At 64.6% G+C, this 14515-nt stretch carries 11 protein-coding genes; 8 read left to right on the top strand and 3 right to left on the bottom strand.

Annotated elements, in window-relative coordinates; translation table 11 throughout:
- Positions 1–5: 5 nt before the first annotated feature.
- The 8 genes from H3U89_RS00940 (at position 6) to H3U89_RS08475 (ending at position 10600) form a co-directional block, all read left to right on the top strand.
- Complete coding sequence (locus H3U89_RS00940) at positions 6–887, top strand: UDP-N-acetylmuramyl peptide synthase (protein WP_198179002.1); 882 nt, start codon at positions 6–8, stop codon at positions 885–887.
- A 9-nt stretch (positions 888–896) separates the two neighbouring features.
- Positions 897–2423 carry a UDP-N-acetylmuramoyl-tripeptide--D-alanyl-D-alanine ligase gene (locus H3U89_RS00935; RefSeq protein WP_198179004.1) on the top strand — a complete coding sequence of 509 codons (1527 nt, stop codon included), beginning with the start codon at positions 897–899 and terminating at the stop codon, positions 2421–2423.
- A 74-nt stretch (positions 2424–2497) separates the two neighbouring features.
- A complete protein-coding gene (gene mraY / locus H3U89_RS00930) occupies positions 2498–3601 on the top strand; it encodes a phospho-N-acetylmuramoyl-pentapeptide-transferase (RefSeq protein WP_029677929.1) in 1104 nt (367 codons plus the stop codon).
- A gap of 79 nt (positions 3602–3680) precedes the next feature.
- Positions 3681–5120, top strand: a complete 1440-nt coding sequence (murD, locus tag H3U89_RS00925; protein ID WP_198179006.1) for a UDP-N-acetylmuramoyl-L-alanine--D-glutamate ligase — start codon at positions 3681–3683, stop codon at positions 5118–5120.
- Entirely contained in the window at positions 5104–6327 is a 1224-nt protein-coding gene (locus H3U89_RS00920) for a peptidoglycan glycosyltransferase FtsW (protein ID WP_198179007.1), read from the top strand. The genes murD and H3U89_RS00920 overlap by 17 nt, the downstream gene beginning before the upstream one ends.
- Positions 6328–6397: 70 nt before the next feature.
- Positions 6398–7630, top strand: a complete 1233-nt coding sequence (locus H3U89_RS00915) for a UDP-N-acetylglucosamine--N-acetylmuramyl-(pentapeptide) pyrophosphoryl-undecaprenol N-acetylglucosamine transferase (RefSeq protein WP_198179497.1) — start codon at positions 6398–6400, stop codon at positions 7628–7630.
- A gap of 130 nt (positions 7631–7760) precedes the next feature.
- On the top strand, positions 7761–9338 hold the full coding sequence (murC, locus tag H3U89_RS00910) for a UDP-N-acetylmuramate--L-alanine ligase (protein ID WP_415873555.1): 1578 nt from the start codon (positions 7761–7763) through the stop codon (positions 9336–9338).
- On the top strand, positions 9335–10600 hold the full coding sequence (locus H3U89_RS08475) for a cell division protein FtsQ/DivIB (RefSeq protein ID WP_332460521.1): 1266 nt from the start codon (positions 9335–9337) through the stop codon (positions 10598–10600). The genes murC and H3U89_RS08475 overlap by 4 nt, the downstream gene beginning before the upstream one ends.
- Here H3U89_RS08475 and dtd read toward each other — a convergent pair.
- From dtd to H3U89_RS00890, 3 genes are all read right to left on the bottom strand, one after another.
- Positions 10593–11093, bottom strand: coding sequence for a D-aminoacyl-tRNA deacylase (dtd, locus tag H3U89_RS00900; RefSeq protein WP_198179011.1), 501 nt, complete (start codon positions 11091–11093; stop codon positions 10593–10595). The genes H3U89_RS08475 and dtd overlap by 8 nt on opposite strands.
- Positions 11094–11111: 18 nt before the next feature.
- The gene (locus tag H3U89_RS08470; protein WP_332467290.1) at positions 11112–11924 is read right to left on the bottom strand and encodes a helix-turn-helix transcriptional regulator; all 813 of its coding nucleotides are present in this window, start codon (positions 11922–11924) and stop codon (positions 11112–11114) included.
- A 111-nt stretch (positions 11925–12035) separates the two neighbouring features.
- Positions 12036–14354 carry a beta-L-arabinofuranosidase domain-containing protein gene (locus tag H3U89_RS00890; protein ID WP_198179015.1) on the bottom strand — a complete coding sequence of 773 codons (2319 nt, stop codon included), beginning with the start codon at positions 14352–14354 and terminating at the stop codon, positions 12036–12038.
- Positions 14355–14515 lie beyond the last annotated feature (161 nt).

The following is a 14515-nucleotide window of genomic DNA, read 5'->3' as shown; positions in this document are numbered from 1 at the left end:
GCAGCATGAGTGCGCTGAGTGAATCAATCTCCCGACGGTTGACCCTGGGTCAGCTCAAGGGGCGCTACGGGCTTACCCTGGTCCCCGACTTCGCTGAACCAGTGACGGTGACCTCACTGGTGGACGACCTGCCCTCGGTGCGGCCCGGCAGTCTTTACGTGCCTGCAGACCAGCAGGTGGACCAGGGCATGATCGAGGAGGCCGAGCGTCGGGGGGCTTACGCAGCCCTGCTGCCGACTGCGGCCCGTCAAGAGGTGGGACGAGCCCGCATACCCCTGCTCTTCGGCACCATGCACCCCTGGCAGATGGGCCAGCTGCTGGCCAATGCCGCCGGTGATCCTTCGGGAGCACTGGCTGTCTTCGCCCTGGTCGGTTCCCAGGTGCAGGACCAGGTGGATCTCTTGGCCGACTTTCTGCACGTGCTGGGCAATCCCGTCGGCATTCTCAGCGCCAAGGGCTCATACTCGCTGGACCGGCGGCTGGACCTGGAATACCCCCTAAGCATGTTCGATGTGCAGCGCAATCTGTCCATCGCCCTGGAGGACGGGGCGGCCGCCGTGGTCATCTCCGTGGAGGAGCAGACCCTGTCCAGGGATGCCCTGCAGGCGGTGGACCTGGATGTGGTGGCCCTGGGCGCCCAGGAGGGCTCCACCCGCGATATGCGGCACGTGCGGCTGATTTCCAGGGCCCGCCGATACGGATTCAACCTGGGTGGACACACCATTGTGGCCCGGCGCAACGAGGAATCGGACGGGCTGGCCCGCCAGTCCCTGCCTGCGGATGCGGAAAGCGACGACCTGTCCCTGTGCATCGCCATGACCATGGCCGCCGGCGTCAAACGCAACAACATCAGGAGCGCCCTGCGCGTCTCCCGCGAAATGTCCTGAGAGGTGAGGATGAGTCAGTCTGTAGGGGCCGGGTCCATGCCCATGACCCTGGAAGAGGTCGTCGAATATGTGCACGGTCGGCTGGTCGAGGCCGGTCCTGGTCGCGAACCCGACCGGCGGTCCGTGCGCATGCGGGTGGTGACCGACTCCCGGCAGGCGGGGGTCGATGGACTCTTCGTAGCCATCAAGGGCGAGCACGTGGACGGTCATGACTATGTTCCCGGCCTGGGGGCCAAGGGTTGCCGGGCGGCCCTGGTCGACCACCTGGTTCCGGACGCTGACCTGCCTCAGATTCTTGTGGACGATACGGTTGCGGCCCTGGGGCTGCTGGCCAGGGCCAACATGGACCTCCGGCGTGAGGCCACAGGCCCCTTCACGGTCATCGGCATCACCGGCTCAGTCGGCAAGACCACGACCAAGGATCTGTTGGCCTCCCTGCTGGCCCTGCTGGGCCCTGTGGTGGCCCCGGTCGGGTCCTTCAACAACGAGATCGGCCTTCCTCTGACCGCCTTGGAGGTCGGGCCGGACACACGCTACCTGGTGGCGGAGATGGGTGCCAGCCACGTGGGCGAGATTGCGGGCCTGACCCGGATGGTTCCCCCGGACATGGCCCTGGTCCTCAAGGTGGGAGTGGCCCACCTGGGCGAATTCGGCTCCGTGGAGCGTATCGCCCAGGCCAAGAGCGAGATTGTGCAAGGCCTGGTGCCGGGCGGGACCGCCGTGCTCAATGCCGACGATCCCCGGGTGGCCGCCATGGCTGATCTGGCCTCCGGGCCTGTTCTGCGGTTTGGCATGGCCGTTCAAGGCGGCGGGCAGGGCAGCGACCTGGACGGTTCGGCTCGCTACCTGGACAGCGACAGCCTGGATAGGCCGGCCTTCGAGCTGTGCCTGCGTGGCCAGCAACCAGTTCGGCTGCGTCTGGGCATTCCGGGACGGCACAACGTCATGAACGCCCTGGCCGCCGCCACGGTAGCCCATGCCCTGGGTCTGGACGCAGAGCGCATCGCCGATGAACTGGGCCGTCAGCGTCGGATCAGTCCGCATCGGATGGCCCTATCCTCGGTCCGGCTGCCGGAAGCCTCCTTCACCCTGATCGATGATTCCTTCAACGCCAATCCCGACTCCGTGCGGGCCGGTCTGGACGCTCTGGCCGCCTGGAAGGGATCCGATGGCCCGGTCTATCGGATAGCTGTCCTGGGGGTCATGCTTGAGCTGGGCGATCGAGGGGAGCGGTTGCATCAGGAGATCGGCGCCTACTGCCGTCGTCAGGGCATCGATGCATTGGTCGCGGTGGGTTGCCGGGACCAACAGATGGATGCTCTGGTCCAGGCCCTGGTCCTTGGTGCCGGCGGCCCATCCGATCCGAGCGAGGATCACTCTGGGTCCATGCGTGTCCTCTTTGCCCAGGACGCTGACCAGGCCGACCGGATGGTCCGCCGCCTGTGCGCCAGGCATTCGGACCGGCAGAATCTGGTTCTGCTCAAGGGCTCGCACATGTCCGGCCTGTCCGATCTGGCCGACCGGTGGCAGGGCTGAGCCATGGGTCCATCGGCATCCCCGCAGCGGGGTCTAATATTCAAGGACAGAATCCAAGAGTTGGAGTACACACTGTGATTGCCCTCATCATCGGAATCCTGGTCGCCCTGGTGGTGACGCTGGCGGGGACCCCCCTGCTGATACGGCTGGTCCACCGCCTGCACTACGGCCAGTACATCCGCCAGGACGGGCCCAAGTCCCACCTGGTCAAGCGCGGCACCCCGACCATGGGCGGGCTGGTCATCAACCTGGCCATTCTGCTGGGCTGGGCGGCCTCGGCGCTCTACCGTTACCTGTCGCGGGGGGAGTCTGTGTCCCTGTCGGCCATGCTGGTCCTGTTCGCCATGCTCTCCATGGGCTTTCTGGGCTTCATCGACGACTTCGCCAAGGTGCGCAAAAAACAGAATCTGGGCCTGTCGGTCAGGGCCAAGTTCATCGGCCAGTTCATTCTGGCCACCATATACGCGGTGCTGGCCCTGAAGCTGCCCACCAAGAACGGCTACCCCAGCGCCCAGGCGGGCATATCCTTCGTGGAGCAGCCCATCATCGACTTCCGAATGGCGGGCAGCGTCCTGTCCGTGGTGCTCTTCATCATCTGGGTCAATCTGCTGATGACGGCCTGGAGCAATGCGGTCAACCTGACCGACGGCCTGGACGGACTGGCTTCGGGATCCTCCATGATCGCCTTCGTGGGCTATACGGTCATCGCCTTCTGGGAGAGCTACCACTTGAAGGGCGGCGGCCATCCCGGCCATGCCTACGCGGTCTCCGACCCCCTGGACCTGGCCATCATCGCCTGCTGTGCGGCCGTGGCCTGCTTTGGATTCCTCTGGTACAACACCAATCCTGCCTCCATCTTCATGGGCGATACCGGATCCCTGGCTCTGGGTGGGCTCTTCGCGGCCCTGTCCATCGCCACCCATACCGAGCTTCTGGCGGTCATCCTGGGCGGGCTCTTCGTGGGAGAGGCAGCCTCCGATGTCATCCAGGTGGGCTACTTCAAGCTCACCCACAAGCGGGTCTTCAAAATGGCGCCCATCCACCACCACTTCGAGCTGATGGGCTGGCAGGAGTCCAAGGTGGTCGTCCGGTTCTGGATGGTGGACCTGATCTTCGTCCTGTTGGCCCTGGTCTGCTTCTATGCGGACTGGGTGGTCCGCTCCGGGCTGCCCATCTGAGTGCGTCCATTCACGGTACCGGACTTCGGCAGCCGGTATCATGCCAAGCAGATGCCGGAGCTAGCGGAATGAGGTGTTCATGGATATGGACTTGAGCCAGAAGCGTGTACTGGTCGCCGGGCTGGGCATTTCCGGACGGAGTGTGGCCGCAGCCCTGCGAGGACGAGCAGCCGGGGTGACCACTGTGGACCAGCGCGCCCCACAGGCCGATCTTCATGACTTCGGCCAGGTGGATTGGTGCCAGGTGGACTTGGTCATGGCTTCGCCTGTCTTCAATCCGCGCACCCCATTTATCCTCGAGGCGCAGCGTCGGGGCATTCCAGTGGTCAGCGAGGTGGAGATGGCTTGGATGCTGCGGGTGCCCTCAGTCGGGACCGGCCGCCCAGCCCCCTGGATAGGGATCACCGGAACCAACGGCAAGACCTCGACCACCAGGATGGTCGCCTCCATGATGCAGGCCAGCGGGTTTACGGCCCCTGCGGTGGGCAACATCGGCAAGGCCGTCTCCACAGCCGTCCTGGACCCCGACAATGACATGCTCTGCGTGGAGCTGAGCTCCTTCCAGTTGCACTTCACTTTCTCGCCGGCCCTGGAGTGCGCGGCCATCACCAATCTGGCCGACGACCACCTGGACTGGCATGGGGGCTTCGAGGCCTATGCGGCCGACAAGGCGCGCATCTACCGGGGCGTGCGCAAGGCCCTGGTCTACAACGCCGATGACTCCCGGGTCTCCGATCTGGCCAGGCAGGCACAGCCAGCCCCGGGCTGCCGACGGGTGGGCTTCACCCTGGGGCAGCCCGAGTCCGGACAGCTGGGCGTGGAGGACGGTTGGGTCGTGGATCGCAGCGGATTGACCGGTCAGGACCTTGATGAGGGTGTCAGGTTGGTTCGGGTGGCGGATCTGACGGACCTGTGCGAGCCCGATGGCACGGTCTATCCCCATCTGCTGGCTGATGCCCTCTGCGCTCTGGCTCTGGCACTGGGCGCCGGGGCCAGGGTCGACGCGGCCATCGAGGCCATGCGCGCTTTCACGCCCGGCGACCACAGGATCAGCACCGTGGCCACCCTGGGCCAGGGTTCGCAGGCCGTCCGATTTGTAGACGATTCCAAGGCCACCAACGCCCACGCCGCCGAGGCCTCCTTGGCCAGCTACCATGACGGCCAAGTGGTCTGGTTGGCCGGTGGACTGGCCAAGGGCGCCCGCTTCGAAGATCTGATCCGGTCCCGCAGATCCAAGTTGGCCGCAGCCGTAATCATCGGCCAGGATCAGCAGCCCATGCTCCAGGCCATCAAGGACCAGGCGCCCGATCTTCCGGTTACCCTGATCGACCCCGATGCAGGCGACCAGGTCATGGCCCGGGCCGTTCGTGCGGCCGGCTCCTATGCACGCCCCGGGCAGGTGGTTCTGTTGGCACCTGCCTGCGCCTCCATGGATCAGTTCGCCTCCTATGCCGACCGGGGTGACCAGTTTGCCCAGCAGGCAACACAATGGGTCCACGAGCATGAAGCGCGACGCTGATCCGCACACGGCTTCCTCCCGGGGGTCTGGCGGCAAGGGGGACTACCGGGGATGGCGGGCCATCCTCAATCCGCTCTGGTGCTACTACGGCTTTCTGGCGACGGTCGTCGCCACCACGGTCTTCGGCCTGATGATGGTCTTCTCCTCCTCGGCTGTGGATCTGGTGGCCCAGGGCAGCTCACCCTGGAGCCAGGTCATTCGCCAGAGCATATACGCAGTGATAGGGCTGCTGCTGGCCCTACTGGCCGTGAGGATCAGTGTCGACCACTACCGGAACTGGAGCACTTGGTTCCTGATCGCCAGCCAGGGCATCCAGCTGCTGACCCGTACGCCGCTGGGGCGTTCTGCCAACGGCAATGAGGGGTGGATCTCGGTGGGGGGCGTCTCCATGCAGCCGGCCGAGCTGCTCAAGCTGGCCCTGTGTCTGTGGCTGCCCCAGGCCCTGATCGAAGCCCAGCGGCAGGTCGGCAAGGATTCCGACCTGAAGAGCCTGGCCAAGGCCTATGCCAAGCCGGCCGCCGGTTTTCTCGTCAGTTTCCTGCTGATCATGCTGGGCAAGGACCTGGGAACGGCCATGATCATCGTCATCATCGGCTTCGTGGCCTTCCTGGTCTCGGGCTTTCCCCTGCGCTGGCTGCTCAGCCTGGCAGTCCTGGGCATGGCCGCGGTCATCGGCTTTTCGGTCTACGGCAACAGCAACCGGACCCAGCGGATCATGGCCGCCTATGGCAAGTGCTCGGCCGATGACATTCAGGGGGTCTGCTACCAGTCCATCCACGGGCTCTACGCCATGGCCTCGGGGGGGCTGACCGGGGTCGGGCTGGGCAACTCCAGGGAGAAGTGGAACTACCTGCCCGAGGCACACAATGACTTCATCTTCGCTGTCATCGGCGAGGAGCTGGGCTTTGTAGGGGCAGCCATGCTTATTCTGGTCTTTGTGGTGATGGGCTGGTGCATGCTGAGAATCGCCCTGACCACCAAGGACCGGTATGCGGGCATGGTGCTGATCTGCCTGGATGTGTGGCTGGTGGGCCAAGCCCTGGTCAACATCTGCGTGGTTCTGGGGCTGCTGCCGGTCATCGGGCTGCCCCTGCCCTTTGTATCGGCTGGAGGGACCGCCCTGATCTCCTGCCTGGCTTCGGCCGGGGTGGCTCTGAAGATGATTCGGACCCAACCGGACGTGATGGCAGCCACGGACGGGTCCTGAGATGCGGAATGGACAAGGCGGAAAGGAAGCGGATTCACGGATGACGACAGCGACGAGGACCGAGAAAGGGATGCCTGGGGATGACCAGAAGCATGCCGGGAAAGGCGCTGGTCCCCATCTGGTGTTGGCCGGCGGGGGGACGGCAGGGCATGTCAACCCCCTGCTCAGTGTGGCTGCGGCCATTCGGGAGCGCTGCCCCCAGGCGGCTGTCAGCGTGATCGGCACTGCCGTCGGGTTGGAGCACGACCTGGTCCCGGCCGCCGGACTTCCCCTGGACCTGATTGAGAAGGTTCCCTTCCCTCGTCGTCCCGGCAAGGCCGCCCTGGACTTCCCCCGGCGTTGGCGGCGTGAGGTGCAACGGGTACGAGGGTATTTGCAGAATCGGTCGGCCGACCTGGTGGTCGGCTTTGGCGGCTATGCCTCGGCGCCTGCCTACAGGGCCGCACGAAACCTGGGTCTGCCCATCGTTGTCCATGAGCAGAACGCCCGGGCGGGCATGGCCAACAAGCTGGGTGCCCGCTGGGCCGATTTCGTGGGTACGGCTTATGAGGATACCGGCATCCGGGCCCGGGCCGGAGTGCCCGTGCACCGTGTGGGTCTGCCCCTGCGTCCGGCCATCGCCCGACTGGCCAGGCAGATGGAGGCCGACCCTGCAGGAGCCCGCCGGGAGTCTGCGCAGTCTCTGGGGTTGGATCCCGACAGGCCCATCCTGCTGGTCACCGGAGGATCCTTGGGTGCGCTCAGCCTGAACAAGGCGGTGGCTGGCGCGGCAAGGCAGCTGCTGGATCGAACCCAGGTCATCCATCTGACGGGACGTGGCAAGGCCGACCAGGTCAGGGAGCAGGTGGCGGCTGACCTGGGCGATGCGGCAATCAACGATCTGGACCCGGCTCATCGGGGCCAGGGGGACTACCACATGGCCGAATACCTGGAGCGGATCGATCTGGCATTTGCCTGCGCTGATCTGGTGGTCTGCAGGGCTGGTGCCGGCTCCGTCAGCGAGCTGGCAGCCCTGGGTGTGCCCGCCGTCTACGTGCCCCTGCCCATCGGCAACGGTGAGCAGCGGTTCAACGCCCAGCCGGTCGTGCAGGCCGGGGGAGGGCTCATGGTGGATGATGCGGCCCTGGATGCCCAATGGGTGGCTGACCATGTCCCTGCTCTTATGGCCGACGGGGATAGGCTGGCTGACATGCGCCGACGGGCCTGGGGGTACGGGATTCGCGATGCCGCCCAGGTGATGGCCGAGCAGATCCTGACCATGGCCGACCAACACCTTGCCCGCAAGGACTCCGGGAGGGCCTAATCGGGCATAATGGAGGCAGGCGATTGGCGACCGTCCTAAATGGTCCTGAACTGTTGGAGGAGATGCAACTACTGTGCCCAAGCATGAATTGAATACAGTGCCCGGTCGACAGGACGGTGGTGAACGGTCCCTGCCGGTCCTGGACCCCTGTCTGCCTGCCCTGGCCCAGGCCGGAGTGCACGACCCCAAGGATCTGGGGCCCACGCACTTCATCGGCATCGGAGGGGCCGGGATGAGCGTGCTGGCCGAGATGCTCCACCAGGAGGGGGTGCAGGTCTCCGGATCCGACCGTGCCGAGGGGGACAAGACCCGTCGTCTGCGTCAGCTGGGGATCCGGGTCGTCATCGGCCAGGACGCCCGCAATGTAGCCGGGGCGCGCACGGTGGTCTGGTCCAGTGCCATCAAGCCTGACAATCCCGAGATTCTGGCAGCTCGTGACGCCGGAGCCCGGCTGGTTCATCGCAGCGACATTCTGGCCCTGCTCATGGCATCCAGGATTTCGGTCACCGTGGCCGGCGCCCATGGCAAGACCACCACCAGCGCTCTCTTGGCCCACCTGTTGGCCAAGGGCGACCAAGGGGATCTGGCCGATCCCAGCTATGCCATCGGGGGCAGCCTCCAGAGCGACCAGGGGCCCATGGACGGCGGGCATGTGGGAGCCGGACGGGTCCTGGTGGCCGAGGCGGACGAGTCCGACGGCAGCTTTGGCAAGTACACTCCCGACATCGCCATCATCACCAACGTGGAGCCCGACCATCTGGACCACTATGGCACGGCCGATGCCTTCCACCAGGCCTTCGTGGAACATGCCCGGCATGCCCGACGATTCCTGGTGGTCTGCGGGGATGACCAGGGCGCCCTGGAGGTGCTGCAGCGGCTGCACGGGGACTGCCAGGCCAAGATCATCGTCTATACTTCGGATCCCCGACTGAGTATGGACTCCCTGCCCGAGGTCCTTGGCCTGGTCCGCATCGGGTCCGAGTCCGAAAGCAGCGGCAGCGGTCGTGAGCATTGCCGTCTGGCTCTCCCCGCGCAGGTGCTCCAGGCGGCAGGCTTGGAGGCCGGCAAGCCGCTCGAACTGCAGGTGGACCTGGCGATTCCCGGTATTCACAACGCCCGCAATGCCGCCGCAGCCATCATCGTCGCCATCCTGCTGGGGATGGATCCTGATACGGCCGCCGCTTCCGCCGCAGACTTCCGTGGGGCCTCTCGTCGCTTCGAGGTCCGTGGCGGCCGGCATGGGGTCACCGTGGTGGACGATTACGCCCATCATCCCACGGAGATCGCCGCCTTGTTGACCGCCGCCAGACGGCGTTATCCGGGTCGGACCATCAGGGTGCTCTTCCAACCACACCTGTATTCGCGCACCGCCATCTTTGCCGACCGTTTTGCGCAGGCTTTGTCCCTGGCGGACGATGTGACCGTCACCGACATCTTCCCTGCGCGTGAGCTGGCCAGCGATTTTCCGGGTGTGGATGCCGGAACCATCCCCGCAGCGGCCAGCAAGGCAAAGGACCAGGAGTCTCAGGATTCCGGGAATAGGTCGGCTGGAGCCATCTTCCGGGCCTGCCCGGACATGCATCAGGCGGCTCTGGACCTGGCCGAGCGGGCGGAGCCGGGGGATGTGATCCTGACCGTCGGCGCAGGCGATGTCACCGACATGGGGCCGGTCATTCTTGACAGGCTGGCTGAACGGGACGAGCAGTGAAGACCGGCAAGGGTCGCCGCGTCTCCAGCGGGGCTTCGTCCAGGACCAGGGCCGTCCGGGCTGCCAAGGCCGCACGGGAGGCCCGGTCTGGGCGCACCAAGTCTTCGGAAAAGGAACAGAGGACCAGCAGAACCGCCAGATCGGCCAGGTCGACTGTTTCCGATGGTGCGGCACTGGCAGGCCGCCGGTCCAAGACTGGGAAAACCGGCAGCGAGGGCAGGCGTCTGAAGCGGTCCGAGCATCTCAAAGGGTCGAAGCGTCTCAGGGGTCGTCCGGGTCGTACCAGGAATCCAGGCGGATCACGGACTCGCAGTGCCAGATCCGCCTCCTCATCCTCCCGCTCCCTGGTAAAAAGGAACAACGCCTCAGCTTCCAAGTCTGTGGCCTCACGCTCTACAGGTTCGGCCGGCGGATTCGTCGATGCCCGGACCATACCGCCGGATCGGCCCGTCTCAGGCAGGATAGGCACCGATCAGGAGGAGCAGGGGCTGGGGATCTTCGTTCGTCCCAAGGTGCTGGACTTTCAGGCCCGTGTGCGTGAGAAGAAGAAGGTCAGCCGCAGACTGGTCCTGATTCGGACAGGTGTCGTCATCCTGGTCATGGCTATGATTGCAGGACTGGCATGGCTGCTCTTCCTCTCGCCGGTCTTCCGCCTGCAGACCGACCAGGTCAATGTCAGCGGCGGCAATGCCTGGGTGTCCGACGATCGTGTGGCCTCAATCGTGGCCCATCAGGGGGATCGCTCGCTGCTGCTGATTTCCACCAATGGTGTCGAGCAGGAGATCAGCGGCATGGCCGGGGTGACCGATGCCAAGGTCCGCAAGAGTTTTCCGCACGGTCTGGAGGTGACCTTCGATGCCCAGGAGCCCACGGCGGTCTTCAAGGATGCACAGGGCAAGCTGACGGCCGTCGACAGGCAGGGGAGGGCGCTCAACACTGTGTCCAAGCCGGTGGACGGGGTGCCGGTCATCCAGGTGGCCACCGTCAAGCGGGCCCAGCAGGATCAGGCGGTCAAGCAGACCCTGCGGATTCTGTCGAGCATGCCCGAGGCCATGCGCCATTCGGTGACCAAGGTGACTGCGGAGACCCAGGATTCCATCACCACCGAGCTGGATCAGGGCAGGCATGTCATCATCTGGGGCGACGGCTCCGACCTGAAGCTCAAGCAGGCCGTGGTCGACAAGATCATCAATGATCCGTCCAAGATTGGCGACAAGCATCAGTTGGACGTATCGGCGCCTCTGCGACCCATCGTTAAATAGTCGCTGGAGGAACAGCCGTCTTCATCAGCCTGTCGGTGTCCAGCAGGATGGTCACAGGGCCGTCGTTGACCAGATTCACTCGCATGTGGGCACCGAAGCGACCTTCGGCGACAGGGACACCGGTCGCGGCCAGGGCCCGGTTCAGGTCCTGCCAGATGCTCTGGGCATGTTGGGGCTCTCCGGCCGCCATGAAGCTGGGACGGTTGCCGCGACGCAGATCCGCATAGAGGGTGAACTGGGAGATGGAGAGGATGGAGCCGCCGCAGTCCAGGACCGACCGGTTCATCCGGCCCTCCTCGTCGGCGAAGATACGCATTCGTGTCAGCTTGCGCACGGCATAGTCCACCTGGTCAGCCCCGTCGCCATCCTGGACGGCCACCAGAAGCAAGAGGCCCGTGCCGATGCTCTGGGGTTTGAAATCAGGATCCGGCTGCCCCTGTTCGTCGACCACATCAACCTGGGCACGGCTGACCCGCTGTATGACGATTCTCATGGTTCCAGTCTAAAGACTTCAGGCGTTGTTGTAGTGTCGCAGGGAAAAGCTGGAGCGGTACCTGGTTGGTGTCAGGCCGGAGAACCGTTTGAAGACCCGCATGAAGTACTTGGGGTCGTCATACCCGCAGGCCTCGGCGATTTGGCTGACGCCCATGCAGGTCGACAGGAGCAGCTCCTGCGCCCTTTCGATGCGCACCCGCCTGATCTGCCCGGTGATGCCTATGCCGAACCGCCGCTTGTAGATGGTCGACAGGTAGGAGGGCGAGTAATTGAAGTTCTCCGCCACGCTGGCCACACTGATCCGGTCGCAGGCGTTGATGCGGATCCAATCCTGGACCTTCTGGAGGGTGCTGTCCTCGTCGTCCGCTTCCTGAGGGTCCTTGGGCGCGGGCCTTCCCATGGAGATCTCCATGAGCAGACAGGTCATGAAATAGCTGCAGTAGGGGCTGGGCTCCGGGTAGGTGCGCTGATAGATGTCCAGCAGCTGGTTGAACATGACGGTCACCCGGTTGTTGTCTGCCAGGCGAAAATCCAGGGGCAGCACCACGCGTGCCGCGCCCTGGCCCTTTCCATCCCTCTGTTCGTCAGTCAGGCCCTGAACCCCTTTCCAGTCGGGCAAGGTGAAGTGGGCCCAGTAGAAGGTCAGCGGTTCCTGTCCCAGTCGTCGACTGCCCTCATGAGGGGTGCCGGGCGGGATCAGCAGCAGACCTCCTGCCTTCAGATCATGATGCCGCCCGGCTACGGTCAGCGGGAGGACGCCCTTTTCAACCAGAATCAACTCAAAGCTGTCAACGGTGCGGCGCTCATGAATCCATCCTGGGGTGCCGATGAAGCGCCCTGCGGATTTGAAGACCGCCGCATCGTTGGGGAAACTGGTGATGATTGCCTGATACGTGCTGACCGTCCTTACTGTCTGTGACTTCTTGGCCTGAGGACGCGGTCAGTGGCTGGCCACCTCGACGTAGGCATGGTAGGGCTGGTCATGGTCAATGGTCCAGAGGGGGACGAATTTCAAGCCGCTGTCCCGGTGACGGAAGATCAGCTTTTCGCCCTGGCGCTCGAAGGCGGACCCGGGATCCTTCCGGTCGATGTCAAGGCTCTGCATGTCGGTGCTGGGGCTCAAGGCGGCAAGCACGTAGGGGCCCCAGGCCACGGCGGCCAGGGAGGGCCTGTCAGGGGTGCCGATCAGCCGGATGGTCGGGTCGAACGTCAGCGTGACGGTGGTTCCTGACCAGGAATCCAGACCGCAGGCGCTCGCATCAAGTACCGCCACAGCCGGGTCGGTACCCATGAGAGTCTGGGAGACCGGGGTGCCATCGATGTCGATGTGGAACCTGCCGCGGGTCCAGGCGGGGATGCGCAGGGCCAGGCGCGGCCTGTCCAGAGCCTCTATGGTGATGGTCACCTTCTCGGGGTGGCGGTCGTCCACGTCCACGTTCAGGGCGATTTTACGGTCGATGTCGTTTAGGCTGCAGGGCAGATACTGCTCGATCCACAGGGTCGTCTCGTCCGTGTAGAAGGCTCCATCGGCGTAGTAGAAGTGCGATTCCAGGCCGGTGCCGTGGCAGCAGCTGTTCTCCTCATCGAACTCCTTGCGGCCGCCCGGTTGGGTGGGGAAGAAGTAGAGGCTGCCGCCCTGGGGCACATGGTCGGTGCTGGCGGCGATGTGGTTGAGTGTGGTCAGCTCGGTGTAGTCTGCATACTCCTGGTCTGGGTCGAAGGAGAACAGGAGCGCCGACAGCTTGAGCAGATTGTAGGAGGCGCAGGACTCGGCGGTGTTGTCCTTGAGCAGGGCGCCGATCACGTCGGGCTGCTGGAACATCTCCCCTTGCCCGGTGCCGCCCATGGCATAGATGTGATGGCCCATGACCGACTTGAGGAAGAACTCGGCCTGCTGCAGGTAGTAGGGCAGTCCAGTATGGCGGAAGAGCTCCACCGAACCGATGACCTGGGGGATGTGCTGGTTGCCATGCAGCCCGCCAAGGGCATCCACCTTCTGACGCATGGGGACCATGAGACGGTCGTTGTCGAAGAGGCGGGCGGCCTCCAGGTGCTCCTTACGGCCGGTGATGGCGTACAGATGGGCCAGGGATTCGTTCATGCCGCCGAACTCGCCGGCGATGTACATGCTCCACATGTTTTGCAACTGCTCGTGGGGGAGACGGTGGACGCGGTCATAGACCCAGTCGCCCAGATCCGAGGCCACGCGCAGAGCCGTTTCATTGCCGGCAAAGTGGTAGGCGTCGATCAGCCCCGCCAGGATCTTGTGCAGAGTGTAGTAGGGCGCCCAGATGGTGGGGTAGGGCGCGTACTGTTCCAGCTTGTCGAACTGGCTCTCGTCGTAGGCCGACAGGAAGCCCGGCTTGGTGGTCCCGCTCTTTGCAAAGGCGGTCTGGACCTCGGCGAGCCCGTCGACCAGATAGGTCAGCTTGGTCCGAATGTCCTCGTCGCCCGTAGCCGCATACCCCAAGGCGTATGCGGACAGGACGTGGCCGGTGGTGTGGCCGCGCAGGTTGGAGTCCGGAGCATCCCAGCCGATCATGGGCTTGGCGCCCTTGGTGTCCAGGTGGGCGGCCCGGCGGAACTCCACCAGGAGCTGGTCGTCGTCCAGAGTCTTCAGGAAGGCTATCCGTCGGCGCTGGTTGCCTGCCAGCATGCCATCGCCGGTCAGCCGCACGCGGGAGATTGGCACGCGGCGGACCCTGGGGCTGGAATCCACAGGCTGTTCTGGGTCTTCGTCAACCACCTGAACCTTGCATTGCAGGCGGATGTCGCTTCCGTCGATGGACCCCTGGAAGTCGTGCTCGCCGATCTGCTCGTCCCGCTGCCCAACGCCTTCGTCCCAGTTGACCCGCTGGGAGACCTTCTGCCCGTCCTTGGTCAGCACGGCCGTGAACATGGGCAGATAGTAGGTGGTGCCCTTGCGCGCTTTGATCTCGATGGGGTAGACCTTGCGCACTTCAATCTTGTTGGGCATCTGCAGCACGGTCACATCGAAGCTGCGCTGGGCCCTGGCACCGCCCTTTGTGACGGTTGCGGTCAGGGTCACGTTCCGGTCGCCCCGACCGTATTCGGGCTGGTTGACCTTGCCTTGAGGGTTCACCCACCGATCGTCGCTGCTGGTCCATTCGATGGCGGTTCCCTCCACCCCCTCGGTCGGCAGTTTCAGGTCGAAGTCCACGGTGCCCGTGTTGCCGATGTAGATCTGACGGGCCGCCTCATCGACGCAGTCCTGATCGGTGTGCATGGATGATGTCATGATGAATTACCTACTTCCTCCGCTGACAGGCGGATTCTGGCCGGTCATGGTTTCCGTCGGGTCGTCTCCGATCCGTCGGCGCCGCTCTGCCCCGACGCCTTCGTGCGCCTTACCCCATCAGTCTATGGACGGAAGCCCGATCAGGAAGGTGGGGGAAATCG

Source organism: Bifidobacterium sp. W8104, assembly GCF_016100735.1.
In the GTDB taxonomy this organism is placed as follows: Bacteria; Actinomycetota; Actinomycetes; order Actinomycetales; family Bifidobacteriaceae; genus Bombiscardovia; species Bombiscardovia choladohabitans.
Note: the sequence above shows the minus strand (reverse complement) of the source record. Positions and strands in the feature narration are given on the sequence as shown.

Coding starts and splice junctions, on each gene's coding strand:
- H3U89_RS00890 (WP_198179015.1), bottom strand. CDS start 14,354: ATGACATCATCCATGCACACCGATCAGGACTGCGTCGATGAGGCGGCC.
- H3U89_RS00915 (WP_198179497.1), top strand. CDS start 6,398: ATGCCTGGGGATGACCAGAAGCATGCCGGGAAAGGCGCTGGTCCCCAT.
- murD (WP_198179006.1), top strand. CDS start 3,681: ATGGATATGGACTTGAGCCAGAAGCGTGTACTGGTCGCCGGGCTGGGC.
- H3U89_RS00940 (WP_198179002.1), top strand. CDS start 6: ATGAGTGCGCTGAGTGAATCAATCTCCCGACGGTTGACCCTGGGTCAG.
- dtd (WP_198179011.1), bottom strand. CDS start 11,093: ATGAGAATCGTCATACAGCGGGTCAGCCGTGCCCAGGTTGATGTGGTC.
- H3U89_RS00935 (WP_198179004.1), top strand. CDS start 897: ATGAGTCAGTCTGTAGGGGCCGGGTCCATGCCCATGACCCTGGAAGAG.
- H3U89_RS00920 (WP_198179007.1), top strand. CDS start 5,104: ATGAAGCGCGACGCTGATCCGCACACGGCTTCCTCCCGGGGGTCTGGC.